We start from the raw sequence: 23,294 nt of genomic DNA on the forward strand, positions 1-23,294 counted from the left end.
CGCGGAAGCAGGACATGCCTGCGGCGGCGCGGAATCGGCGAGAATGCTTTTCCCGGGCTGACACTGTGTCGCAGGAGCATGGGGCAACGAGCAGGGACGCGCGGCGGAATCATCCTCGGGCACGGCGCGTCATCCCGGAGCCGCGCAGCGGAATCCGGGATCCACGACCGGATACCGCGCTCGATCGTTGAGTCCGGGCTCTCGCCCGTGGCGTCGCCCGCGGACGACGGCCCGCTCACCGCTCCGGCGGCATCAGCAGGTAGATGTCCATGATCCAGCCGTGGCGCTGCCGCGCCTCGGCGCGCAGACGTCGGATGTCGTCCGCCACGTCGCCGAGGCGGCCGGCCGACAGGATCTCGTCCGGCGTCCCGAGATAGGCGCCCCAATGGATGGTGAGGTCGGGATCGAGCCCGTCGAAGCGCGGGTCCCCGTCGAGCATCACCACCGTGGCGCCTTCGACCGCGCCGGCTTCCTCGCGCAGCCGCCGTCCGGTGGTGATCCGCACCGGCTCGCCGATGCGGTGGAGCGGGATGCGATGGCTCGCGGCAAGCGCCTGCACCGAGGTGATGCCGGGCACGACCGAGACCTTGAAATCGATGCGCCCGCACGTCCGCACCCGCTCCAGGATGCGCAGCGTCGAGTCGTAGAGAGCGGGGTCGCCCCAGACCAGAAAGGCACCCTGCTCGTCCTGGCCGAGATGGGTCGCGATCAGGTCCTCGTAGAGGTCCGCCCGCGCGGCGTGCCAGTCGTCGACCGCGACGCCGTAATGGGCGGGGCGACGGTCGCGCTCGGGATCGGGCGCCTCGACGAAGCGGCAGCCCGGCCGTTCGCGGTAGCGCTCGCAGATCGTGCGGCGGACGGCGTTGAGGCCGGATTTGGCCTCGCCCTTGTCGAGGGCGAAGACGACGTCGGTCGCATTCAGGGCCCGGATGCCCTGGATCGTCAGGTGCTCCGGATTGCCCGTGCCGATGCCGATGACGTGGATGGTTCTCAAGGCCGCATCCTGCGCGGGGACGCCTCGTCCCCGGAATGGGCTCCCGTGATCGGAAGCGTCGGAAGCGGCTTCTTAACGGATTCGGTCCAACAAGGGAGCGTGGACCGCGGCGCTCAGCCGAACAGAGCCGTCAGACAGGTGCCGAAGAGGGTGACGAAGGACATCGTCGCCATGAACTTGATGTCTTCGATGCGCTGGCTCATCGTTTCTACTCCGTCGGCGGGCCCGCTCGGCCGCCACATCCGTTAAGTAACTCCTAATCTGTTTCGCCGGGATGCCGCGGTGCGTTTCGTCACCGTGACTCACGCAATCCAAGGCTCCTGCGGTCGAAACATCCTTAACGGAAAATGAACAGTCGAAAGACTTGCCATCTCCGTTCCGGGACTGCTGAACGCGTGATCCCGGGCTCCGGTTGCACCGGACCTTGCGTCCCGTTCCGCCCGCGCGCAGGAAGGCGGCCGTCCCGGGGGCGAGCCTCGTCCGCAAGCACGCCCCGAAGAGCACGCCCGAGAAGCCCGTCATGGCGCATATCGCCTTCGTCGCGCCGCCCTTCCTCGGCCATCTCAACCCGATGCTGGCGCTGGCCGCCGAACTGGAGCGGCGCGGTCATCGCGCGACCGTCCTGCACATGGCGGATGCCGCCCGCCTCGTGGAGCCGCGCGGCCTCGCCTTCCGGCCGCTCGGCGCGTCGAGCCATCCGCCGGGCTTCCTCGGCGAGATGACGCGCGGGCTCGGGCGGCTCAACGGGCCGTTCGGGGTGCGCCGCACGGTCCTGCGAGTCGCCGGGATCACCGAGATGCTGTGCCGTGAACTGCCGGCAGCCCTGCGCGCGACCGGCGCCGACATGGTGGTGTGCGATCAGGTCGAGGCGGCGGGCGGGCTGGTGGCCGCGCATCTCGGCCTGCCGCACGTCTCGCTGGCGAGCGCGCTTCCGATCAACTGGGAGGCCGCGGTGCCGCCGATCTTCACGCCGTGGCGCTACCATCCGGCGCCCTGGGCGGTGAAGCGCAACCGTGTCGGCTACCACGCCAGCGCCTACCTGATGCGCCCGATCGGCTCGGTCGTCGGCGCCTATGCCGAACGCTGGAACCTCGGGCCCCGACGGCGGGTCGATCACGCGCTGTCGGGCTTCCTCCAAATCTCACAGACCGTAGCGGGGCTGGAATTCCCGCGCGAAAAACTGCCGCCGGTCTTCCATTATGTCGGGCCGATCCGGGCGCCCGCCCCGCCCGGCCCGGCGCTGCCCCGCGACGGACGGCCGCTCGCCTACGCCTCCCTCGGCTCGCTCCAGGGCGGGCGCTACGGCGTGTTCCGCCGCTTCGCCGAGGCCGCGGAGCGGGTCGGGATGCAGCTCGTCCTCACCCATGCGGGCGGCCTCACCGAGGCGCAGGTCGCGCGGCTGCCGGGGCGGCCGCTGGCCTACGATTTCCTGCCGCAGGGGCCGGTCCTGCGCGAGGCCTCGGTCGCGGTCCTGCACGGCGGGCTCAACACCGTGCTCGATGCCTGCGCCGCGGGCGTGCCCGTCGTCGTCGTGCCGATCGCCTTCGAGCAGGGCGCCATCGCGGTGCGGGTCGAGCAGGCCGGCGTCGGGATCGCCCTGCCGCGCTGGCGCCTCTCCGCGAGCGCGCTCACGGCGGCGGTCGCCCGCGTGCGGGACGAGCCCGGCTTTCGCGCCGCCGCCGGCCGCCTGCGCGAAGACATCGCCCGCGCCGGGGGCGCCGCCCGCGCCGCCGATCTCGTCGAGACGCTCCTGCGCACCGGCCGGCCGGTCCTCGCCTGAGAGCGGCCTTTCGCCGGGCCGGTCGGGCGGCTAATGCAGCGCGGGTAGGGCAGGATCGATCGGGTTTCCGTGACAGAAACAGCGAGACGGGGAGCGCCGTGACGGAGCGCCGACCCCGCGCCGTCCTCGTCACCTTCGGCACGCGCGGCGACGTGCTGCCGTTCTGCGTACTCGGACGAACGCTTCAGGAGCGCGGCCACGAGGTCCGCCTCGTCACCACGAGCGACTACCACAGGAGCGCGCGCGGGCTCGGCCTGGAGCCGGTCGAGACCGGCGAGGGCTTCGAGGAGATCCTAAAGGACCCGCGTTTCGAGCCGCTGTTCCACAACTACCTCGCCGCCGGCCTCTCGACGCTGCCGCTGCTCGGGGCGCTGCGCCGCGCGCTTCAGGATCGGCTCACGGCGCTGATCGAGACGAGCCTCGCCGAGATGCGCGGGGCCGACATCGTCGTGTTCAATCCCTTCGCCTTCTTCGCCGGGCCGCTGGCGCGGGAACTCGGCATCCCGGCGGTGCGGGTGATGTGCCAGCCGCTGCTGCCGACCCGGACCATGTCCGCCTCGCTGTTCGGCGGGGCCGATCGCGGCCGGATCGAGAACCGCCTGAGCTACGAGGCCTTCCGGCTGCTGTCGCTGTTCGGGCGCCGCTCCTTCGCCGAAATCCGCCGCCGCCATCGCCTCGGCCGTGGCCTAAGGGCGCTGGCCAACCCGCTGACGAGCGGTCTTTCCGACCTGCACCACATCGCCGCCTGGAGCCCGGTGCTCAGCCCCGATCCGGGCGATTGGCCGGTGCCGGCCCTCGTGACCGGCGCGTGGCAGGGGCAGCCCGACCCGGAGGCGCGGCTGCGCGAGCATGTCGAGGTGTTCCTCGCCGCCGGCCCGCCGCCGGTCTATGTCGGCTTCGGCTCGATGTTCTGGGGGGCCAAGCGAAACACCGAGGTGGTCCTGCGCGCCCTCGCGCTCTGGGGCGGCCGGGCGATCCTCCAGACCGGGCCGGGGGGCCTGAACCCGCCGCCGGATCTGCCGCCGAACCTCGCCTATACCCGCCACGCCGACCACGCCCTGCTGTTTCCCCGCGTCGCAGCGGTGGTGCATCACGGCGGCGCCGGCACCACCGCGGCGGCGCTGCGCGCCGGTCGCCCGAGCGTGATCCTGCCGCTGCTCGGCGATCAACTGTTCTGGGGCCGGCGTGTGGCGGCTCTGGGGGCGAGCGAGGCCCCGGTGCCGCTGCGCCAGGTCGGCCCGGAAGACCTCGCCGCCCGGATCGCCCGCGCGGTGTCCGACCCGGCCATGGCGAACGCCGCCGCCGAGGCCGGGCGCCGTCTCGCCGCCGATCCGGGCGTCGCCGCCGCCGCCGACCGGATCGACGGGCTCGCCCGCGAGAGGATGCTCCGATGAGCGGACCCGCCCACCCCCTCTGCCCGATCACCGGGGAGCCGGCCGTGCGCCGGGTGCAGGTCGTCGATGCCCGGCTGCTGGCGGCGCTGTGGCGCATCGTCCACCGGACCGATCCGCGCCCGAGTTTTCGGGGATCGACCCGGTTCGGCCTGTGGGAATCGCCGACCGGCCTGTATTTCTTCGATCCGATGCGGGCGGGCGATGCGGGCTTCTACGCCGGCTTCTACCGCAGCCGCTTCATGCGAGGCTATCTGCGCGACCCGGCGCGGGCCGAGTTCGGGCTGGCGGCGGAGCGCATCGCGCCGGGCGCGCGGGTGCTCGATGTCGGCTGCGGCTTCGGCACCTTCCGCCATCGCGTGCCGCAGGCCGATTATACCGGCCTCGATCCGCACTTCTCGGGCGATCCGGCCAAGGATCCCTGGGCGCGCAAGCAGACGCTGGGCGAGCATTTGGCGGAGCGGGCCGGCCGCTACGATGCGGTCTGCGCCTTTCAGGTGATGGAGCATGTCGAGGACCCGCTCGCGCTGATGCGCGAGATGGCCGCCGCGCTCCGCCCCGGCGGGCTCGCCTTCGTCGGGGTGCCGCACGTGCCCTCGGCCCAGAGCCGCATCCCGAACTGGCTCACCAACGCCGTGCCGCACCACCTGACATGGTGGACGGACGGCGCGCTCCGGGCGCTGGCCGAGCGGGCCGAGCTGACCGATGCCGAGGTGCTGGTTTCGCCCTGGTCGCGCGGCGACGTGTTCGTGCACTGGCTCGCCCGGTTCTCTCCGGTGAAGGCGGTGACGCGCCACTACCGCCACGCCGCCGCCTGGCACCTCGCGCCGCTGGCGGCGGCGGTGCCGGCCTATCTCGCCAGCCGCCTTTTGCCCCTGCCCGCGCCGGGACGCGACGAGGGCGTCTCGCTGCTGCTCGTCGCGCGAAAGCCCGGCCTTCCTTGACGCGGGGCGCCGCACTCGGGAGAAGCCGCTGCGTGACGCGGAAGACGGCGGGGAATGCGGCGATGACGATGGCGACACGCGCAGCCCTCGGCCTGATCGGTCTTCTCGCCGGCCCGGCGCTGGCCGCCCCCTGCACGCCGCCGCCCCCTCCCCCGGCCGAGGCGCGCCCGCAGAAGCCGAAGCTCCCCGACAAACCCGCCTGCCTCGACGCCAAGGGAGGCTGCCCCGGCTGGGAAGCCTACAGCTACAACGACGCGATCAAGGCCTACAACGCGCAGGCCCAGGCCTTCCGGCCGCTCGCGGAGGCCTACGTGCAGCGTCTGAACGCCTACGTGAAGGCGAGCGCCGAGTACGCGCAATGCGAGGTGAAGGCGCTGCAACCGTAACGGCCCCGCCTTCGCGCCGCGAAGGCCGCGTGGTAAGCTCATCCTCATGAGCGTCCAGGCCAAACCCGGCATGACCGTCGACGCGTTCCTGGCCTGGGCCGAGGGGCGACCGGGCCGCTACGAACTCATCGACGGCGAGATCGTGGCGATGTCTCCGCAGCGCGCTCGGCACGCCCGTGTGGAGTTCCGGATCCAAACCGCCCTCAGCCGAGCCATCGCGGACGCCGGCATCCCCTGCGAGATGCTGCCTGACGGCATGACGGTGCGGATCGACCCGCGCACCGCATTTGAGCCGGATGCGCTCGTACGATGCGGCGAGCCCGTACCCGATGACGCCGTGGAGGCAGAGAGACCGGTCATTGTGGTGGAAGTGCTCTCGCCCAGCACTGCGAGTATCGACTTTTCGGACAATCTCGACGGCTACTTCCAGATCCCGAGCGTGGCCCACTATCTCATTGTCGATCCCAGGCGGTCCGCCGTCATCCACTACCGGCGCGGTGACGGCGACCTGATCGAGACCCGCATCGCCTCGTCCGGCGAGCTTCGCCTTGATCCGCCGGGGCTGACGCTTTCGGTCGCCGCCCTGTTCGAGCGTTAGCTCCGTTCCGCGAAGGCCAGCGCCGTCGCCCGCATCACCTCGGCCGCCCGCGCGATGCCCGCCTGGTCCACGTCGAGATTCGTCGTGACGCGGATGTGGTGGGTGCCGAGTGCGCGCACCCGCACTCCCTCCTTCATGCAGGCGGCGGCGAAATCCGCCGCCGTGATGCCGAGACCCTCCACCGAGAAGAACAGGATGTTCGACTGCCCCGCGGTCGGATCGAGGCCGAGCCCCGGCAGGTCGGCCACCGCCCGATGGAGCTGCGCCGCGTGGGCGTTGTCGCGGGCCAGCTGCGCGATATGGTGGTCGAGCGCGTAGAGCCCGGCCGCGGCGAGCACGCCCGACTGGCGCATCGCCCCGCCGAGCCGGTACTTCCACTGCCACGCCGCCTCGACGAACGCGGCCGAACCGCACAGAACCGCCCCCACCGGGCAGCCGAGGCCCTTGCTGAGATCGATCCAGGCGCTGTCGAAGCCTTCCGCGTAGTCGGCCGCCGGGATGCCGGTGGCGGCGACCGCGTTGAGGAGGCGGGCCCCGTCGATATGCGCCACCAGTCCGCACCCCTGCGCCACGTCGCGGATGCGGCGCATCTCGGCCAGATCCCACACCGTGCCGCCGGAGAAGCTCGTGGTCTGCTCGATCGAGACCAGCGCCGAGCGCGGGGCGGTGCGCTGGCGCGGTCGGATCGCCGCCTCGACCATGTCCGCCGTGAACAGGCCGACCCGCGTCGGCAGCGCCCGCACCGACACGCCGCCGAGCGCCGCCGCACCCGCGGCCTCGGTGTTGTAGATGTGGGACTGGTCGTCGACGACGATCTCGTCGCCGCGGCGGGTGTGAACGAGGATCGAGGCGAGGTTGCACATCGTGCCCGACGGCATGAAGACACCCGCCTCCATCCCGAGCAGGGCCGCCACCCGCTCGCAGAGTGCGTTGGTGGTCGGGTCGGAGCCCGATTGCTCGTCGCCGACCTCGGCCCGCGCCATGGCCTCGCGCATGCCGGGCGTCGGTCGGGTCTGGGTGTCGCTGAACAGATCGATCATCGCGGCTTCGTGTCCGGGCCCCCCGATGCGGGGCGACCGAAAACGATATTGCATGAAAAATACAATTCATGCCAAGCTCGATCCATGCCAGGGGCGATCGCGGGCGCCCTTCACAGCCGTTCCGTGAAGTTTCCGTGTGACTCGCGAAGTTGGGATGTCGCTCCCGTCTCGACATCGGGCGACCCTATCCTTAGAGCTTGCGACAGGATGTCTCGCATTCAAGAATGATTTGACTGGTCGATGAATAGAATTGAGCCCAGTATCGGAATCAGCCGCCGCTACCTTCACGATGAGGTGGCCGACCGCATGCGCGAGCTGATCAACGACGGCGAACTGGAGCCGCGCGCGCGCGTCAACGAGAGCGAGCTGACCGAGCGCTTCGGCATCTCGCGCACCCCCTTACGCGAGGCGATCAAGATCCTGGCGACCGAGGGATTGCTGGAATTGCTGCCGAATCGCGGCGCGCGGGTCGCCAGCATCTCGCAGACCGAGCTGGAGGAGATGATCGAGATCGTCGCCGGCCTGGAGGCGACCGCCTGCCACATCGCCTGCCGGGTTATCTCCGACGCGGAGATCGAGGCGATCGCGGCCAAGCACGACGCGATGATCGAGGCCTGGAAGGCGCGCGATTTCGTGCCGTATTTCCGGCTCAACCGCGAGATCCACGAAGCCATCATGGAGGCGAGTCGCAACACCAAGTTGCGCAGCCTCTATATCGGGATCAGCGGCCGCATCCAGCGCACCCGCTACACCGCCCACCAGACCGACGAGCAGTGGGCGCAGGCGGTCGACGAGCACGAGCGGATGATCAAGTACCTGCGCGCCCGCGACGGCGAGGCGCTGGCCTCCGTGATGCGCCATCACATCCGCTCGAAGAAGCCGGTGATCGCCGCGATGTACGGCGAGGAGGACGGCGCGGGGGGCGTCACCGCCCCTTAAAGGCCGGCGGGCGCTTCGACAGGAACGCGTCCATGCCCTCGCGGAAATCCTCGCTGGTGTAGCAGAGCACGATCAGGTCGTCGCCGGACTGGTCCGAGCCCTCCCCCGTCGGCCCCTCGGAGAGGCGGCGCAGGCCCTCCTTGGTCGCCTGGAGCGTCAGCGGGGCGTGGCTCGCGAGCAGCGTCGCGAGTTCGCCCGCGCGGGCCTGCACGGCCTCGGCATCCCCCACGACCTCGTTGGCGAAGCCGATGGCGCGGGCCTCGTCGGCGCCGACGAGGCGGGCGGTGAACAGGATGTCCTTCACCCGCGGCGCTCCGATCAGGCCGGACAGCCGCCGCAGCGTCGATTGCGACAGGCAATTGCCGAGCGTGCGCGCGATCGGGATGCCGAAGCGGGCGTCGGCGGAGGCGATGCGCAGGTCGCAGGCCGCGGCGATGGCCATGCCGCCGCCGGTACAGGCGCCAGCGACCGCGGCGATGGTCGGCACCCGCAGGCGCTCCAGGCTACCGAGCACCGTGTCCATGAAGCGCTCGTAGCCCAACGCCGCCTCCGCCGTGCGGAAGTCGCGGAACTGGCCGATATCGGTGCCGGCCGCGAAGGCCTTGTCGCCCGCGCCGGAGACGATCACCGCCTTGACCGAGCGGTCGGCCTCGATCCGCCGGCAGAGGGCGACTAACCCCTCGTACATCGCGAAGGTGAGGGCGTTGCGCGCCTGCGGCCGGTTGAGGGTGATGCGGGCGATGCCGGCCTCGTCCACCGCGTAGAGGAGTTCGTCGGTCGGCGCGGCCTCGAGGGTCATCGATCAGGCTCCGGAGCTTTCATCAGGCTGTCGTCTCGCCCACGATGCCGCGGGCGATCAAGTCGTCGATCTGCGCCGCATCGTAGCCGACCTCTGTCAGGATCGCGCGGCTGTGCTCGCCGAGGAGCGGGGCCGGGCCGTGGACGCGGCCCGGCGTCTGCGAGAACTTCACGGGCAGGCCCAGCGTCTCCATCCGCCCGGCCCTCGCGTGATCGACCGCGACCACCATCTCGCGGGCCCGCGCCTGCGGGTCGGCCTGCATCGCCCGCACGTCGAGCACCGGCCCGGCGGGCACGCCGCCGGCCTCCAGCCGGGCGAGCCAGTCGGCCGACGGGGCGCGGCGGAAATGCGGGGCCAGCGCCTCGGCGAGCGCGGCGCGGTTCTCCATCCGATCGCGGTTGGCCGCGAAGCGCGGATCGATGGCGAGGTCCTCGGCCCCGAGCACGGCGAGCAGCCGCAGCCAGTTGGTCTGGTTGGCCGCCCCGATGGTGATCCAGCCGTCGGCGGTCTCGAACGCCTCGTAGGGCGCGTTGAGGGGGTGGGCCGAGCCCATCGGGCCGGGCGCCACCCCCGTCGCCATCGCGATGGCCGATTGCCAGTAGGTCAGGGTGATGCCGGCCTCGAACAGCGAGGTGTCGACCACCTGCCCCTGCCCGGTCTTCAGGCGGTGGACATAGGCCGCGAGCACCCCCATCGCCGCGAGCATGCCGGCGGTGATGTCGGTGACCGGCGGGCCGCACTTCATCGGCGGGCGCCCCGGTCCCTCGCCGGTGATGCTCATGAGCCCGCTCATGCCCTGCGCCACGAGATCGAACCCGGCCCGCTCGGCATAGGGCCCGGAGCGGCCGAAGCCGGAGAGCGAGCAGTAGATCAGCGCCGGAAACTCGGCCTCCAGCACGTCGTATCCGAGGCCGAGGCGTTCCATCGTTCCGGCCCGGTAGTTCTCGATCAGCACGTCGGCATCCGCCAGCAACCGGCGCAGCACCGCCTTGCCGTCATCGCTCTTCAGGTCGAGGCTGATCCCGCGCTTTCCGCGGTTCATCATCATGTAGGCGGCGCTCTCGCCGTCGATGGCGGGCGGCACCGAGCGGCGGGTGTCGTCGCCGCCGTCGATCTTCTCGACCTTGATGACCTCGGCGCCCATGTCGCCGAGCATCAGCCCGCAGACCGGACCGGCCATGATGTGGGCGAGTTCGACGACCCTGAGGCCGACGAGCGGCCCGGAGCGGGACGGCGTCCCCATCGCGCGCCTCACCGCGTCCGGCCGGAGATGGGCCTCGCGAACGCCTGGCTGCGGGATCGGCCCATCGTGAACACTCCCTTTTCCGCGGCGTCTTCCGGCGCTCGCGCTCCCTGCGGAGAGGCTCCGACAGGTGAATGATGGATCGAATCTACGCGTCGCGCCGACCCACCGCCATTCGGGTTCGGCCGTTTTCGTGGACATGCCCCTTGCCATAGGCGGGAACGTGTCGCACGGCCAAGCGGTTGATGGCGCGAGCGTGACCATTCGGTGCCGGAGCGCCGGGCGACGGGGAGACCAGGGGATGCACGGGGTGAGAACGGCGTTCGGCATCGCGGCGGTCCTCGGCGGGCTCGCGGGCGGTCTGTTGGCCGCCTCGTCGGCGGAAGCCGGCTGCACCCGTCAGATCATCAACCGCTCGGGCTACACCGCCCTGGTCAGCCGAGACGGCGGGCCGTGGGTGGCGGTGCGCCCGCACCGTGCGCAGGCGATCCGCTACGCGCATTCCGGCCGCATCGACGTGGCCCTGACCTGCGGGCGCGGCGCCTTGCCCGAATCCGCCGCCTTCCGGGCGAGCTTCGGCACGGTCGCGGTGATCGACCGCTGCTACATCCAGTTCGGCGACGGCTTTTTCGAGGAGCAGCTCGGCGGCGGTTTCTGGGGCCGCAAGGACACGGGCCCGCTCGCCCTCAACAACCCGCGCCAGGGCGACCTCGTGGTCGGTCCGGCGGCAGGCGCCTGCGCGCCCGAGCGCGGCGCGCTCAGCGCCCGGTACTGACGACCCATCCACCGCTGTCATTCCGGGGCCGCGAAGCGAAACCCGGAATCCACCCGTGATGCGGGATAGCCAGCTGCAGTTGAACCTTCGTGCCAGACATGGATTCCGGGTTCCGCTGACGCGGCCCCGGAATGACGGCGGTGGGATGAAGGAGGGGCGGTGAACCCAAGGGCTCACCTTTGCTTCCGACCGATCCCCGACCCCGAAATTCGCTTTCCGAACAGCAGCGTGGTAACCCGCCGGCCCCGTCGTCACGAACGACGCGCCGAGAAGAGATCCATGCGCTCGATCCTTCCCATCGCCGGAGCCTTCGTCCTCGCCATGACCGCAGCCGCCTCCGCCCAGCCCGTCACGATGCCCTCGGGCCTCTCCTACGTCGACGAGGTCGTCGGCACCGGTCCGGAGCCGAAATCCGGGCAGCAGGTCACGGTGCACTACACCGGCTGGCTCGATGCGGGCGGCGGCAAGCGGGGCAAGAAGTTCGATTCCTCCCGCGACCGCAACCAGCCCTTCTCCTTCACCATCGGCGCCGGGCAGGTGATCCGCGGCTGGGACGAGGGCGTGGCCACGATGAAGGCCGGCGGTCGCCGCATCCTGACGATCCCGCCGGAGCTGGGCTACGGCGCCCGCGGCGCGGGCGGCGTGATCCCGCCGAACGCCACGCTGATCTTCGACGTCGAGCTGATCGGCTCGAAGTAAGCAGGCGAAGCGCCTACGCCGCCCGGGCGTAGGCGCAGTCGGCCATGGCCGAGCGGGCCCGGTCCGTGGCCGCGCGCAGCTCCGCGACCCGCGACCGTCCGTCGAGCCCCGTCGCCCGCCCCTCCAAGTCTCGGCACAGCTCCGACAGCTCGACGAAGCCGAGCTGGCCGCTGAGCGAGACCAGGGCGTGCGCCTCGGTCGCGAAGTCCGCCGCCGCGATCTCCGCCGCGCATAGCAGCGCGACCCGCCGCTCGATCTCGCGCATGGCCACCGCGAGCAGATCGCCGATCCGCTCGCGCCCGACAACGCCCGCCATCATCTCTAGCATCGCCTCGTCGAGCACGCGGGCGGCCGTCCGTCCCGCCGAGGGTTCCGATCGACACAGCCGGTCGATCGTGGCGAACAGGTCCGGCCAGTGCACGGGCTTGGCCACGTGCGCGTCGGTGCCCGCGGAGCGGCAGCGCTCCACCTCGTCGCTCATGGCGTTGGCCGTCAGGGCGATGATCGGGATGCGGGCGCCGCCGTCGCGCCGCTCCAGCGCGCGGATCGCGGCGGTCGCCTCCAGCCCGTCCATCTCGGGCATCTGCACGTCCATCAGGATCACGTCGAAGGCAGCGCCCCCCTGCACCGCCGCCACCGCCTCGCGGCCATTGCCGACGACGGTGACCGCGTGACCCTTCCGCTCCAGGACGGTTGTGACGATCTCCCGGTTGATGCGGTTGTCCTCGGCCAGCAGGATGCGTCGGCGGCTCGGCGCCGCGCCCAGGAGTTCGGGCCGGCCCGCGACCGCGCGCTCGGCCTGGGCCAGCGGCAGGGGCAGCGCGAACCAGAAGGTCGAGCCCTCGCCGATCCGGCTCTCGACCCCGATCTCGCCACCCATCAGCGCAGCGAGCCGCTTGCAAATCGCCAGCCCCAGCCCGGTGCCGCCGAAGCGGCGCGCCATCGAGCCGTCGGCCTGACTGAAGCGCTCGAACAGTTTCGGGACCACCTCGGGCGCGATGCCGATGCCGGTGTCGCCGACCGCGATGCGCACCAGCGGGACGCCGCCGCCCGCATCCTCGCGCGTGACCGTGATGGCGACGCGTCCCTGCGCGGTGAACTTGACCGCGTTGGTGGCGAGGTTGAGCAGGATCTGCCGGATGCGGGTCGGATCGCCCTTGAGCCAGTCGGGCAGATCCGGCGCGATCGAGACGGTGAGTGCGAGGTCCTTGTCGCGGGCGGCTTCCGCCGCGAGGCGTCGACAGCTCTCGACGAGGTCGGAGAGGCTGAACGGCACGCTCTCGATGACGAGTTCGCCGGCCTCGATCTTCGAGAAGTCGAGGATGTCGTTGACGATGGTCAGGAGCGAGCGGCTCGATTCCTGCGCGAGGCCGACGAGGCGGCGCTGGGCCGGATTCAGGCTCGCATCGCTCTGGAGCAGGTCGTGGGTGCCGAGCATGCCCGCGAGCGGCGTGCGCAGCTCGTGGCTCATGTTGGCCAGGAACTCGGCCTTGATGCGCGCGCCGGCCTCGGCCTGCGCCTTGGCCTGCTCCAGGTGGCGGGCCTGACGCTGGCGCTCGGTGACGTCGCGGATCGCCGTGACGATGCGCACGTCCCCCGCGTCGCCCGCGACGCGCCGGAAGGCCGCCTCGACCCAGATGTGATGCCCCGCCTTGTGGCGCAGGCGGTACACGACCTTGGCGGTCGGGCGCGCATCGGTGAGGCCGCTGGTGGTGCGGAACACCTCGGCGATGTCGTCCGGATGGATCCAGTCGCGCATGGCGATCCCGTGCGCCTCCTCCACGGTGTAGCCGAGCATTCCGGTCACCGCAGGCGAGATGTAGCTGCGCCGCCCGTCGGCGTGTCCCAGCACGATCAGGTCGGAGGCGTTGTCGGCGAGCAGGCGGTAGCGGGCCTCGCTCTCCCGGCGGGCCTCGTCGGCCCGGCGGCGCTCGTCGATGTTGCGCACCGAGACCACGAAGCCGCCCGAGCGCCCGCCGGGCAGGGCGAGGGCCTTGAGCGAGGCTTCGATCCAGATCCAGTGACCGTCGCGACGGCGCAGGCGGTTGACGGCCACGGCCCTGTCGCCGCGGCCCGCGTCGAGATCGCTCAGGATCGCCCCGAACTCCGCCGCGTCGTCGGGGTGGATCAGATCGGCGAAGGCAGTGCCGACCAGCGTCTCGGGCTCGCGGCCGAGCAGGTCGCGCACCGCGGGCGACGCGTAGAGGCAGCGCCCGTCCGGGCCGGTCTGCACGACCATGTCGGTCGCCGCGTCCGCGAGCATCCGGTAGCGCGCCTCGTTGGCCACCACCGAGGCCTCGGCCTGGATGCGCTGGGTGATGTCGGTGAAGACGCCGAACAGGCCCGTCACGACGGACGCCTCGCCGTCCGCCGCCCGCCCGAGCATGCAGACGCCGCGCGACTGGACGTAGCGGATCTCGCCGTCCGGCCGGACGAGGCGCCGGGTGAACTCGAAGCTTCCGCGCCGCCCGATCGCCGTGGAAACCATTTCGGCGACGGCGGCGCGGTCGTCCGGGTGGTAGGCGGCCAGCCCGTCCTCCAGGGTCGGGCGAAAGCTCTCCGGATCGCGACCGTGGATGCGGTAGACCTCGTCGGACCAGCGCATGGTTCCGCTCGCCACGTCGAGATGCCAGTGGCCGACCTGGGCCATCTGCTCGGCCATGAGCAGGAGGCGGTTTGCGTCGAGCGCGGTGGCCTCCGCCGCCCGCAGATGCGTGATGTCGCGCGCGCTCGCGAAGATGCGACCGACCCGTCCGTCCGGCCCGGCCAGCGGCACGTGGACGATCTCCCAGATACGCCGGGCGCCCTCGCCGCCGTCCTGCACCTCGAACGCGTGCGGGACGCCGCCGCGGATGGTGCTTTCGAGGTCGGCGGCGACCTGTCCGTACAGGTCCGACGACGGAAACTCGCTCGGCAACCGGCCTTCGAGCGTCTCGGACAGACGGCCGAGCATCTGTGCGGCCCGGCCGTTCAATGCTTCCAGCCGGACGCCGTCGGGCTCGATCCGGTGGACGAACAAGCCGTCGGTGGAGTGGTCGAACAGCGCGCGGAACAGCGATTCGGCCTCGACGACCTCGCTTTCCGCCGCACGGATGCGACGCTCGCGCCGCTCCAGCCCGATGCCGAGGCCAATCAGGGCGACGACCGCGAGGCCGAGGGCGGCGGCCTCGATCGAGGCTTCGCGGCGCCAGCGCGCGACGAGGGTATCGAGGCTCATGCCGACGGAGACGATGAGGGAGGGGTGATGCGCCAGCCGCTCGTAGCCGGTGATCCGGCGCACGCCGTCCACGGCGCCCGGCCGCTCGAACACGCGGGCGGTGCCGAGCCCGGCGCTCATCGCCCGGAAGAAGTCGGTCCCGGCGAAGTCACGGTCCGTCGGGGCGACGGCCGGACGGCGCACCAGCAGGCGGCCGTCGTCGCGCCAGAGCGCGACGGCGCTGCCTTCGGCGAGCAGCACGCTCTCGTAGACGCTCTGGAGCACCGCCGTATCGAGGGCGGCCAGAACGATGCCGCCGAAGCCGCCGTCCGCCCGGGTCATCCGCCGCGACAGCGGGAGGACGGTGCCGGCATGGCCCTCGTCCGGCCGCGGGATCCCGACATGGAGGCCGGTGCCCGGATGCTCGCGATGCCATCGGAGATCGTCGCTGCCGGAGGCCGGGGCGCGGCTCGACGCTTCGGGATCGCGCGAATCCGCGAGCGGCCGCCCGGTCTCGTCGAGCACGGCAAGAGAGCGGACGCCGACGGCTTGCTCGGCAAAGCGGCGGACATCGCGCGACAGCGCCGCGGGGTCCTCGCCGCCGCGCTCGGCGAGTCCCGCGAGCATCGCGTCGATGTCGTCGAAGAGGCCGGCGGAATGTCGGGCGAGCGAGCGGCTGAGATTGGCGACGTCGTCCTGCGCGGCGTCCATCGCCGCGTCCCAGGTCCGCGACACGTGCCAGACGCCGATCACGACGACCAGCACGGCGCAGGCGAACGCCGTCACCGCCCCGGAGCCGAGGCGGAAGGCGTTGAGGCGCTGTCCTCGACCGGTGCGCACGATGTGACGGCCTTCCATGGGGCCGCCCGTACGACGACCGAAACCCGCGACTGCGCCGAGCAGGGCTCGACGCCGCGCACCATTCACGGGACCGGACAAACAAAGGTTAACGCAACGGTAACTCGGTCGGACTTGCCGCGATGCGACGCGAAAAGGTCTGTGCGGCCAGTCCTTTAAAGGACCGCCTCGCGCTTCTCACGATTTGGTGAGCGCCGCCGGCCGGATAAGGCTTTCTCAACCTTCGCGGCGGAACCGGACGATCCTGCACCGTCGGTCCGGTTCGGATGGGCGGATCACACGAGCTTGCGTTCGCGGGCGAGCGCCAGGAGATCGCGCTGCGGGCGGGCGCCGATATGCTCGATCACCTCGGCGGCGGCCAGCGTGCCGAGGCGGGCGCTCGCCACGTAGTCGAGCCCGCGGGCGTGACCGGCGAGGAAGCCCGCGGCGAACAGGTCGCCCGCGCCGGTCGTATCCACGACCTCGCGCACCGGCGAGGCTTCGACCGAGCGGACCTCGCCGCCGCGCACCACCAGGGCGCCGTCGGCCGAGCGGGTGACGAGGCCGAGCAGGTGCTTGCCGTGCCCGCCGCGCTCGTCGCGGAGCGCCGCGATCGCCTTCTCCGGGTCGTCGGTGGAATAGAGGCTCTGCAGCTCGCCGATATTGGCGAACAGGATGTCGATGCTGCCGTCGCGGATGAGCCCCAGGAACTCGTCGCGGTAGCGATCGACGCAGAAGGCGTCCGACAGCGTCAGCGCGACCGCGTTGCCCGCGCCGTGGGCGATCCCGACCGCCTTGCGGAACGCGTCCTTGGCCGCCGGCGGATCCCAGAGATAGCCTTCGAGATAGGTGACGCGCGCGGCGCGGACGGTCGCCTCGTCCACATCGTCGGAGGAGAGCTTCTGGCAGGCGCCGAGATAGGTGTTCATGGTGCGCTCGCCGTCGGGCGTCACCAGGATGAAGCAGCGGGCGGTGGCCGGTCCCTCCCCGGCCGGGGCGGTCTCGAAGCCGACGCCGGTGGCCTTCAGATCGTGGCTGAACAGGCGGCCGAGCTCGTCGTCGCGCACCTTGCCGACGAAGCCGGTCTTGGCGCCCAGCAGCGCCGCGCCGACGGCGGTGTTGGCGCCCGAGCCGCCCGAGACGACGGTCGCCGGACCCATCACCGAGAACAGGGCCTCGGCCCGCTCCTCGTCGATGAGCTGCATCGCGCCCTTGGCCACGCCCTGGTCGGCCAGGAAGGCGTCGTCCGCATGCGCGATGAGATCGACGATGGCGTTGCCGAGGACGAGGAGATCGAGGGGTTGCGACATCGGTCCGTCCAGTCTCGCGGGTCAGATGATCCCGCGCCTGTCGCACCGCATCGCGAGGGCGTCAAGCAAGGCCCCTTCTCGACGTCGGTTCCCGTGCCGCGGGCGAACCCCGATCCGATGGCGTGGGATCCGGGTTGCCCAGCTTCGCCCGGCGCTTCAGGGGCGGCTCACCGGGTTCCTCTGCGCGGCGGATCCGGCGGCGGTTCCTGCCGCCGTCCGGGCGTTAGAGAATCGTCCTGGATCTCGGATCCAGGACGATTCTCTAAGCTTTTGTGCCGCATCGGCTTTTCCCGAAAGCCGGCATCCACCTTTCGGGCCGATGCTCTAGCCGCCGCAATCCGCGGTCTCGCGGGCGAGCCAGTCGATCACGCGGGAGAGCGCCTTGCGCTTGCTCGCGCCGGCATCGAGCGCGGTCTCGTAGGCCGCGATCTGCCCGTCGGCGCTCGATCCGCAGGTGGCGATGGTGAGCGCGTGGGCGACTTGGCTCGCGCAGCCGAGCGCCGCCGCGTCCTCCGCCGTGAGGTCGAGCAGGCGCTCGACGAGACGGCGCACCGGCACGATCTCCTCCGCGGCCTCATCGATGAGCGAGGCGTTCACGCCGTCGCGCTCGGCCCGCCACAGATTTTCCTGGGCGATGCCCCGGCTGGCGCCGGTCAGCGGCACGGCGAGGTCGGGCCGGCGCACGTGGAGACGCACGAGGCAGCGGTAGAGCGCGGCGATCGCCAGCGAATCCTTCAGCCGGGTGCAACTGTCGGCCACCCGCAGTTCCAGGGTCGGGTAGCGCACGGACGGGCGGATGTGCCACCAAAGATGGGTCGCGTCCTCCACCGCGCCGGCCCGCGTCATCACCCGGACGTAGCGGTCGAAATCGGCGGCATCGGCGAACAGCTCGGGCAGGCCGGTGCGGGGCAGTTCGGCGTAGGCGCGAAGGCGGTAGCCGGCCAGTCCCGTGCGATGTCGATCGTAGAAGGGCGAGGATGTCGAGAGCGCAAGCAACACCGGCAGGTGCGGCATCAGCCGGTTGATCAGCGCGATGCGCGCGTCGGGGTCCGGCACCTCGACATGGACGTGAAGCCCGCAGACGACGGAGCGGCGTCCGACCATCTGCAGGTTGTCGATCATCTTGCGGTAGCGCAGCTTCGACGTCTCGCGCTGCTGGGCCCAGATCGCCGTGGGATGGGTGCCGGCGGCGAAGACCTTGAGGCCGTGCTCGCGCCCGATCCGGCACAGGCCGGTGCGTAGCGAGGCCAGGGCGTCCTCGGCCTCGGCGAAGCTTGCCGTGGGCTTAGACGAGATCTCGGCCTGGTTCTCGAGAAGTTCGCGCTCGACCCCTTCGAGGCGGTGGCCCGCGGCCTTGTGGAAGGCGGCGACGGAGGATTGCGGCGCCGCCCGCGTCCGCTCATCCGCCAGGAACAGCTCCTCCTCGATCCCGAACCGATACGCGTGCGCCATTTTCGCCTGATGCCCTGTCGCCCGGACGGGCGCCGGGCTCATACACGGCGCAAGCAATCTCGTATCCAGTTTCGTTCCGACGCCGGAGCATCGGCCCGAACGGTGGGCACCAGCTTTCGGAAAAAGCCGAGGCGGCACAGGACCCTAACGCACGATGCGGTCGAGGCGATTGTTCACGAAGAAATACAGCTCCTTCGCGCCGGGCTCGGCATAGAGCACCTGCACCTCGCGGCCGGCGCGGCCCTCGCCGACCAGCACGTCGGTCGGCGGGCGGCCCTTGAGGCGGACGAGATCGCACTCGCCGATGCCGGGTTCGATGGCCGAAGCCGTGCCGGGGGCTGCCCCGGTGCAGGCGCCGCCGGTATCGAGAACGGGTCCGTAGGAAGCGGCGGGCGCCTTCGGCAGCACCGCGCTCGGGGGCGGCGGGGCCGGGATCGGCGCGGCCCGTTCCGTGGCGGTGCAGCCCGCGAGCGCCGCAAGCCCAAGAGCGGCGAACGCAAGAGCGGCGAAGGAAACCCTCACGGCGTCGGCCTCGCGCGATCCACCTCGTCCCCTGCTCCGGCGCTTCCGTCGGAGCGGGCCTTCAGGGCGCGGGCGAACAGGTCGGCGGCATCGTCGTGGAACGCCTTGCGCGAGTCCGGCCGCGTGTAGAACATGTGCCCGCCCGGATAGACCGAGAGCTTGAGCCGGTCCGGGGCGCCATAGACCGGCATCTGGTCGATCAGCAGCTTCGAGGTGAAGTAGGGCGTCACCAGATCGGTGAAGCCGTGGACGACGAGCACCCGCAAGGCGCCGTCGAGCGCCATCGCGTCCTTCAGCGCACCCATCGCCTCGGGCGGCGAGCGGCCCGAGCCCCAGCTCCAGCCGCGGTTGACCGCGTTGTTGAGGAGTTCGTAGCGCATGCTCTCGACGCGCCAGTTCAGGCGCTCGGCGTAGAGGCGCACCATCGCACCGGTGAACGGCGCGGTGAGCCCGGTGAGCACCGGGTCCTCGAAGCCCGAATGCGGCGCGTTCGGGTCCGGGTCCCATCCGGTCACGCCGGTGTCGTAGGCCGAAGCGACCCGGCCGGCCTCGCGGCCGATCTCGCGCTGGTAGCTGCCCGCCGAGATGCGCCCCGCCTGCCGCCGCACGGTCTCGGGATCGAGACCGGTCAGCGCCGCCACCCGTTGGGTGAGCCGCGCGACCGCTTCGCGGTCGGCCGGCCCCTTCAAGAGGTCGGCGAGATAGTCGCCTGCGGCGTAGGCTTCCGCTTCCTTCATCAGCGAGCGGTTCGGCGCGGTGCCGGCGCGCTCCAGGGCGGCCGCGGCCAAGGAGGGCAGCCGGGTCACGAAGCCCCACGGCGTGGTGCGCGGCGATTGCAGCCACGCGAAATCGAGCACCGGCGACAGCAGCACGAGCCCGGACAGGCCGATCCCGACATCGTCCTGAAGCTTCTGGGCGATCAGCGGCCCGCGGAAGCCGCCGTAGCTCTCGCCGACGAAGAATTTCGGCGAGGCGAGCCGGTCGTTCTGGCGGAGATACCGCGCGATGGTGGCGGCCAGGATCGAGGCGTCGGAATCCACGCTCCAGTACTTCTTGCCGTCGCCGTCCGCGGCGCGGCTGTAGCCGGTGCCGACGGGATCGAGGAAGACGAGGTCGGTGAAGTCGAGCCAGGTCGAGGCGTTCGGCTTCAGGTCGAGCCGCTGGGACGGGCTGATCGTCCCGCCGTCGGTCGGCAGGCGCCAGGGGCCGATCGCGCCGATGTTGAGATAGGCCGACGCCGCCCCCGGCCCGCCATTGATCGCGAAGGTGATCGGCCGCGCCCGCGTCTCCTCCGGCGTGCCGGGCTTGAGATAGGCGATGAAGGCGATCTCGGCCTGGAGCTTGCCGTCCTCGTCGACGAGGCCGAGGCTGCCCGCGGTCGCCTTGAAGCTCAGGGCGCGGCCCTCGCCGAGGTCGATTTTCTGTTCGGTCGTGGAATCGGCCGGCAGGCGTCTGCCCTCGCGCTCGGGCGCCTTCCGGGCCTGCCCCTGCGGCGGAGCGGGCTGGGCCGAGGCGGCGACCGGCGCGAAGCCGATGCCGAGCGCCAGGAGGGCGGCAAGAAGCCATCGACCGATCCCTGCCGCGAAGAGCTTGGTCGGATGCGTCATGCGCTTATCCATCTCTGCGATCGTTGCCACGGAATGAGCGGACTCTCGGGCACAGGCGGTCTCACGCCTTCTTGGCCCAACGGCCGGATTCGTCCTGCTGCCAGTAGGCGACCGTGTGGCCCGCCTCCTTGGCGCCGCGCCACTGCTCGCGGGCGCGAAGCAGCGCGTCGGTGTCGGTGCCGTCGAACAGGACGCAGATGCGTGCGTAGCCGCCGGCATCCTCCGGCAAGTCGGCCCCCTCCACGAGGAAGCGGATCGAGGCGCCGTTCGGGTTCGTCTCCCGCAGGGTCAGCACGACCGGCTGGGTCGCCGCGTCGGTGTCCCGGTCGGTGCCGTGCGGGAGAAAGCTCTCGTCGGTGTAGGTCCACAGGCCGTCGTCGAGGGCCTGGAGCCGCTCCTCGCTCACCGCCTGGATGGCCGCTTGCCAGCCGCGCTCCAGCGACTTCTCGAGGAGGCTCGGCAGCACCTTTTCCAAGGGCTGGCGCTGGAGGTGGTAGAACAGGATCTCGGTCACGGCCCCCTGATATAGGGCCGCGCCGTCCCGGCACAGCGCGGACCGAGCGTCGCGGCACCGGAGACGATTGTTCTGAACATCTCCGACGGTCGTGGGGTTCACCCCCAGGCAACCATCAGGGATGGAACGATCATGAAGACCACGACGATCGCGCTCGCCGCCACGCTGGGCCTCGCCCTCACGGGCACCGTCTTCGCGCAGGTCCCGGCCGGCGGCGGAAGCGCCACCGGCAACATGAACAATCCCGGCAGCGTGAAGAGCAATTCCGAGAAGGGGATGGAGCGCTCCACGGGCTCGGCCACCGGCAACACGACGGGCTCGACCGGGACCGGCATGGCCCCCGCCGCGCCGGGCGCCGCGGGCGGAGCCGCCGACGGCAACATGGGCACCGGTAAAGGCGCCGGTGCCGCGGGCGGCGCTTCCGGCCGCTGACCGATCCGGGACAGGGAGGGCCGGAGCGTTTCCGGCCCTCCCCCCTTGTATTCAGTCAGGCTCGATCCAGTGCGGCACGAACAGGGCGCCGTTGCCTGTGATCGGCCCGTCCGATTCGCGGATGCACAGGCCCGACGCGTCGTCTCCGACCATCCAGGCGCCGACGAGCGGGCGCCGTCCGTCGAAATCGGGCAGGGCGGCGAGCGCCTGACGCACATGCCCCTCGGCGCCGTAGGGTCCCGCTTCCTCGGCCACCGGCATTCCTTGCGAAAATATCTCGACATTGGCGCCCTCGCGGGAGAGCAGCGGCTTGCGCACGAAGCTGTCGCTCAGGTCGGCGCAGGCCGGATCGCCCTCGAAGACGCAGGGCAGCAGGTTGGGGTGGCCCGGCTCGCGCGCCCAGAGATGGGCGAGCAGTCCCTTGTTGGAGAGCACCATCTTCCAGGGCGGCTCGAGGAAGCGCGTCGGTGAAGCCGCGACCGCTGCGCCGAACGGGTCGGCAAACGCCCATTCCCAGGGGTAGAGCTTGAACAAGGTCGCGAGAGGGCGCTCGTCCGGCCCGCAGAAGGGGCCGTCCGGGCGAAGTCCGATCTGCGACAGGTCGAGGAGGGTCGTGGCGCAGCCCGCCTGGACCGCGCAGTCCTGAAGGTAGGCGACGGTGCCGAAATCCTCCGGCGCACTTGCCTCCGCGGCAAAGCCCGTGAGCCCCTTGGGCGCGACGGTGCGCAGCCGCTCGATCAGCCGCTCGTGGACCGCGTTGAACTGATCGCTACCCGGCGGCAGGCGCCCGTCCCGCACACCCTCCTCCAGCCAGAGCCATTGGAACACTGCGGTCTCGTAGAGGGCGGTCGGCGTGTCGGCGTTGTATTCGAGGAGCTTGGCCGGCCCGGTGCCGCCATAGGAGAGATCGAGCCGGCCGTAGAGGCTCGGATCGCCCCGGCGCCAGCTGTCCCGCACCGCGTCCCAGGCGTGTTGCGGGATGCGCAGGCTCGTGAGGATGCGCTCGTCTTCCACCGCATCCGCCGCGAAGGCGAGGCAGAGGGCGTGGAGGTCGCCCGCCGGGCCCTCGATGTCCTCCTCGATCTCGCGGAGCGTGAAGGCGTAGGCGTGGCTCTCGTCCCAGTAGGGCGCGCCGTCGAGGGTGTGAAAGGTGAAGCCCGCTTCCCGCGCCCGCTCGCGCCAGTCGGGCCGGGCTCCGCAGGCGAGGCGCCGCATCAGCCGCCGAACGACGAGAAGCCGCGGCCGCTGTCGCCGAAGCCGCCAAACGTCGTCTTGCCGTAGGACGGGCCGACCGTCGATCCCTTCGACGGCGAGGCGCTGAGCTTGCCCGACGATGCGGCGCTGCCGGAGCCCGTCGAGATCTTCCCACCGGACCCGGTGCAATAGCTTCCGCCGTGGCCGCCATGGCCATCGACGTGATCGTAGACGGGTTCGGGCGTCACGCCCTGCGCGGCCGAGCGGCCGATCATGTAGCCGGCCATGCGCGGCACGAAGCGGCGCGTGCCCGTCGCCGCCGCATCGGCGGAACAGCGGAAGCTGCCGTGGTGGCGCGCGCAGTCATACTCCGTGTCGTAATGCGGCGCCGTGCGCGGATAGGCGGCGCGGGCGATTCCATACTCGCTCCGGCACTCCGTCGCCGGCCGGATGCCCTCCGCGGCACAGGCCGCGGCGTCGGGATAGACCAGAACGTCTTGGGGTGGAGTGGTCCAGGTGAGGCTGCCGAGGCCGAAGGCGGCGAGGCCGGCGCTCGCCACCAGCGCGGTCGAGACGGTCTGCGACCGCTTGGTCGCGGCCTTCCGGCCGATGTCCAGGCGCGGCAGGTCTCGCTCCGCCATC

At 71.3% G+C, this 23,294-nt stretch carries 21 protein-coding genes; 9 read left to right on the plus strand and 12 right to left on the minus strand.

Annotated elements, in window-relative coordinates; all coding sequences use genetic code 11:
• Positions 1 to 235: 235 nt before the first annotated feature.
• On the minus strand, positions 236 to 994 hold the full coding sequence (cobF, locus tag HNR00_RS19070; RefSeq protein ID WP_183571962.1) for a precorrin-6A synthase (deacetylating): 759 nt from the start codon (positions 992 to 994) through the stop codon (positions 236 to 238).
• 520 nt (positions 995 to 1,514) lie between these two features.
• On the opposite strand from cobF, the gene HNR00_RS19075 reads away from it, so the two are divergent.
• The 5 genes from HNR00_RS19075 to HNR00_RS19095 all read left to right on the plus strand — a co-directional run bounded on the left by HNR00_RS19075 (position 1,515) and on the right by HNR00_RS19095 (position 6,093).
• On the plus strand, positions 1,515 to 2,774 hold the full coding sequence (locus HNR00_RS19075) for a nucleotide disphospho-sugar-binding domain-containing protein (protein ID WP_183571969.1): 1,260 nt from the start codon (positions 1,515 to 1,517) through the stop codon (positions 2,772 to 2,774).
• Positions 2,775 to 2,872: 98 nt separating this feature from the next.
• The gene (locus HNR00_RS25855; protein ID WP_183571971.1) at positions 2,873 to 4,168 is read left to right on the plus strand and encodes a glycosyltransferase; all 1,296 of its coding nucleotides are present in this window, start codon (positions 2,873 to 2,875) and stop codon (positions 4,166 to 4,168) included.
• Positions 4,165 to 5,109, plus strand: a complete 945-nt coding sequence (locus HNR00_RS19085; RefSeq protein WP_183571973.1) for a class I SAM-dependent methyltransferase — start codon at positions 4,165 to 4,167, stop codon at positions 5,107 to 5,109. Before HNR00_RS25855 ends, HNR00_RS19085 begins: the two co-directional genes overlap by 4 nt.
• A 62-nt stretch (positions 5,110 to 5,171) precedes the next feature.
• Positions 5,172 to 5,495 (plus strand): hypothetical protein, encoded by a 324-nt coding sequence (locus HNR00_RS19090; RefSeq protein WP_376770396.1) that lies wholly within the window; start codon positions 5,172 to 5,174, stop codon positions 5,493 to 5,495.
• Between the two features lie 46 nt (positions 5,496 to 5,541).
• Positions 5,542 to 6,093 (plus strand): Uma2 family endonuclease, encoded by a 552-nt coding sequence (locus HNR00_RS19095; RefSeq protein WP_183571975.1) that lies wholly within the window; start codon positions 5,542 to 5,544, stop codon positions 6,091 to 6,093.
• Here the strand turns inward: HNR00_RS19095 and HNR00_RS19100 are convergent.
• Positions 6,090 to 7,133, minus strand: a complete 1,044-nt coding sequence (locus HNR00_RS19100) for a threonine aldolase family protein (protein ID WP_183571978.1) — start codon at positions 7,131 to 7,133, stop codon at positions 6,090 to 6,092. The two genes, HNR00_RS19095 and HNR00_RS19100, sit on opposite strands and share 4 nt — an antisense overlap.
• Before the next feature lie 240 nt (positions 7,134 to 7,373).
• On the opposite strand from HNR00_RS19100, the gene HNR00_RS19105 reads away from it, so the two are divergent.
• Positions 7,374 to 8,072: a GntR family transcriptional regulator gene (locus tag HNR00_RS19105; protein ID WP_183571980.1), complete on the plus strand. Its 699-nt coding sequence runs from the start codon at positions 7,374 to 7,376 to the stop codon at positions 8,070 to 8,072.
• On the opposite strand, the gene HNR00_RS19110 is transcribed toward HNR00_RS19105, so the two are convergent.
• Both HNR00_RS19110 and HNR00_RS19115 read right to left on the minus strand, forming a co-directional pair.
• Positions 8,059 to 8,871 (minus strand): enoyl-CoA hydratase/isomerase family protein, encoded by an 813-nt coding sequence (locus HNR00_RS19110; RefSeq protein ID WP_183571982.1) that lies wholly within the window; start codon positions 8,869 to 8,871, stop codon positions 8,059 to 8,061. The two genes, HNR00_RS19105 and HNR00_RS19110, sit on opposite strands and share 14 nt — an antisense overlap.
• A 22-nt stretch (positions 8,872 to 8,893) precedes the next feature.
• Positions 8,894 to 10,114, minus strand: coding sequence for a CaiB/BaiF CoA transferase family protein (locus tag HNR00_RS19115; protein ID WP_183571984.1), 1,221 nt, complete (start codon positions 10,112 to 10,114; stop codon positions 8,894 to 8,896).
• Between the two features lie 301 nt (positions 10,115 to 10,415).
• Here HNR00_RS19115 and HNR00_RS19120 point away from each other — a divergent pair, with 301 nt between their 5' ends.
• Complete coding sequence (locus tag HNR00_RS19120; RefSeq protein WP_183571986.1) at positions 10,416 to 10,889, plus strand: hypothetical protein; 474 nt, start codon at positions 10,416 to 10,418, stop codon at positions 10,887 to 10,889.
• 279 nt (positions 10,890 to 11,168) lie between these two features.
• On the plus strand, positions 11,169 to 11,588 hold the full coding sequence (locus HNR00_RS19125; RefSeq protein ID WP_183571988.1) for an FKBP-type peptidyl-prolyl cis-trans isomerase: 420 nt from the start codon (positions 11,169 to 11,171) through the stop codon (positions 11,586 to 11,588).
• 13 nt (positions 11,589 to 11,601) lie between these two features.
• Here the strand turns inward: HNR00_RS19125 and HNR00_RS19130 are convergent, their stop codons facing one another.
• The 6 genes from HNR00_RS19130 to HNR00_RS19155 form a co-directional block, all read right to left on the minus strand.
• The gene (locus HNR00_RS19130) at positions 11,602 to 15,642 is read right to left on the minus strand and encodes a PAS domain S-box protein (RefSeq protein ID WP_183571990.1); all 4,041 of its coding nucleotides are present in this window, start codon (positions 15,640 to 15,642) and stop codon (positions 11,602 to 11,604) included.
• Positions 15,643 to 15,917: 275 nt separating this feature from the next.
• Positions 15,918 to 16,931, minus strand: a complete 1,014-nt coding sequence (locus HNR00_RS19135) for an adenosine kinase (RefSeq protein WP_183571992.1) — start codon at positions 16,929 to 16,931, stop codon at positions 15,918 to 15,920.
• A 324-nt stretch (positions 16,932 to 17,255) separates the two neighbouring features.
• A complete protein-coding gene (locus HNR00_RS19140; RefSeq protein ID WP_183571994.1) occupies positions 17,256 to 18,383 on the minus strand; it encodes a carboxylate-amine ligase in 1,128 nt (375 codons plus the stop codon).
• A gap of 144 nt (positions 18,384 to 18,527) precedes the next feature.
• Complete coding sequence (locus tag HNR00_RS19145; RefSeq protein ID WP_183571996.1) at positions 18,528 to 18,905, minus strand: hypothetical protein; 378 nt, start codon at positions 18,903 to 18,905, stop codon at positions 18,528 to 18,530.
• Entirely contained in the window at positions 18,902 to 20,512 is a 1,611-nt protein-coding gene (locus HNR00_RS19150) for a S10 family peptidase (RefSeq protein WP_183571998.1), read from the minus strand. Before HNR00_RS19150 ends, HNR00_RS19145 begins: the two co-directional genes overlap by 4 nt.
• A 61-nt stretch (positions 20,513 to 20,573) precedes the next feature.
• Positions 20,574 to 21,026, minus strand: a complete 453-nt coding sequence (locus HNR00_RS19155) for a DNA polymerase III subunit chi (protein ID WP_183572000.1) — start codon at positions 21,024 to 21,026, stop codon at positions 20,574 to 20,576.
• A 132-nt stretch (positions 21,027 to 21,158) separates the two neighbouring features.
• Here HNR00_RS19155 and HNR00_RS19160 point away from each other — a divergent pair, with 132 nt between their 5' ends.
• Positions 21,159 to 21,458, plus strand: a complete 300-nt coding sequence (locus HNR00_RS19160; RefSeq protein ID WP_183572002.1) for a hypothetical protein — start codon at positions 21,159 to 21,161, stop codon at positions 21,456 to 21,458.
• A gap of 51 nt (positions 21,459 to 21,509) precedes the next feature.
• Here the strand turns inward: HNR00_RS19160 and HNR00_RS19165 are convergent, their stop codons facing one another.
• Together HNR00_RS19165 and HNR00_RS19170 are read right to left on the minus strand one after the other, a co-directional pair.
• Positions 21,510 to 22,673, minus strand: a complete 1,164-nt coding sequence (locus HNR00_RS19165; protein WP_183572004.1) for a glutathionylspermidine synthase family protein — start codon at positions 22,671 to 22,673, stop codon at positions 21,510 to 21,512.
• On the minus strand, positions 22,673 to 23,293 hold the full coding sequence (locus HNR00_RS19170; protein WP_183572006.1) for a DUF1190 domain-containing protein: 621 nt from the start codon (positions 23,291 to 23,293) through the stop codon (positions 22,673 to 22,675). Before HNR00_RS19170 ends, HNR00_RS19165 begins: the two co-directional genes overlap by 1 nt.
• Between the last annotated feature and the right edge of the window lies 1 nt (position 23,294).

The sequence above is a fragment of the Methylorubrum rhodinum genome (assembly GCF_014199935.1).
Taxonomy (GTDB): Bacteria; Pseudomonadota; Alphaproteobacteria; order Rhizobiales; family Beijerinckiaceae; genus Methylobacterium; species Methylobacterium rhodinum.

Excerpts from the sequence above, each read along its gene's own strand:
- HNR00_RS19125 (WP_183571988.1), top strand. The coding sequence starts at position 11,169 with ATGCGCTCGATCCTTCCCATCGCCGGAGCCTTCGTCCTCGCCATGACC.
- HNR00_RS19075 (WP_183571969.1), top strand. The coding sequence starts at position 1,515 with ATGGCGCATATCGCCTTCGTCGCGCCGCCCTTCCTCGGCCATCTCAAC.
- HNR00_RS19170 (WP_183572006.1), bottom strand. The coding sequence starts at position 23,293 with ATGGCGGAGCGAGACCTGCCGCGCCTGGACATCGGCCGGAAGGCCGCG.
- HNR00_RS19115 (WP_183571984.1), bottom strand. The coding sequence starts at position 10,114 with ATGGGGACGCCGTCCCGCTCCGGGCCGCTCGTCGGCCTCAGGGTCGTC.
- HNR00_RS19105 (WP_183571980.1), top strand. The coding sequence starts at position 7,374 with ATGAATAGAATTGAGCCCAGTATCGGAATCAGCCGCCGCTACCTTCAC.
- HNR00_RS19130 (WP_183571990.1), bottom strand. The coding sequence starts at position 15,642 with ATGGAAGGCCGTCACATCGTGCGCACCGGTCGAGGACAGCGCCTCAAC.
- HNR00_RS19085 (WP_183571973.1), top strand. The coding sequence starts at position 4,165 with ATGAGCGGACCCGCCCACCCCCTCTGCCCGATCACCGGGGAGCCGGCC.
- HNR00_RS19160 (WP_183572002.1), top strand. The coding sequence starts at position 21,159 with ATGAAGACCACGACGATCGCGCTCGCCGCCACGCTGGGCCTCGCCCTC.
- HNR00_RS19100 (WP_183571978.1), bottom strand. The coding sequence starts at position 7,133 with ATGATCGATCTGTTCAGCGACACCCAGACCCGACCGACGCCCGGCATG.
- HNR00_RS19150 (WP_183571998.1), bottom strand. The coding sequence starts at position 20,512 with ATGACGCATCCGACCAAGCTCTTCGCGGCAGGGATCGGTCGATGGCTT.
- HNR00_RS19140 (WP_183571994.1), bottom strand. The coding sequence starts at position 18,383 with ATGGCGCACGCGTATCGGTTCGGGATCGAGGAGGAGCTGTTCCTGGCG.
- HNR00_RS19090 (WP_376770396.1), top strand. The coding sequence starts at position 5,172 with ATGACGATGGCGACACGCGCAGCCCTCGGCCTGATCGGTCTTCTCGCC.
- HNR00_RS19110 (WP_183571982.1), bottom strand. The coding sequence starts at position 8,871 with ATGACCCTCGAGGCCGCGCCGACCGACGAACTCCTCTACGCGGTGGAC.
- HNR00_RS19135 (WP_183571992.1), bottom strand. The coding sequence starts at position 16,931 with ATGTCGCAACCCCTCGATCTCCTCGTCCTCGGCAACGCCATCGTCGAT.
- HNR00_RS19165 (WP_183572004.1), bottom strand. The coding sequence starts at position 22,673 with ATGCGGCGCCTCGCCTGCGGAGCCCGGCCCGACTGGCGCGAGCGGGCG.
- HNR00_RS19120 (WP_183571986.1), top strand. The coding sequence starts at position 10,416 with ATGCACGGGGTGAGAACGGCGTTCGGCATCGCGGCGGTCCTCGGCGGG.
- HNR00_RS19095 (WP_183571975.1), top strand. The coding sequence starts at position 5,542 with ATGAGCGTCCAGGCCAAACCCGGCATGACCGTCGACGCGTTCCTGGCC.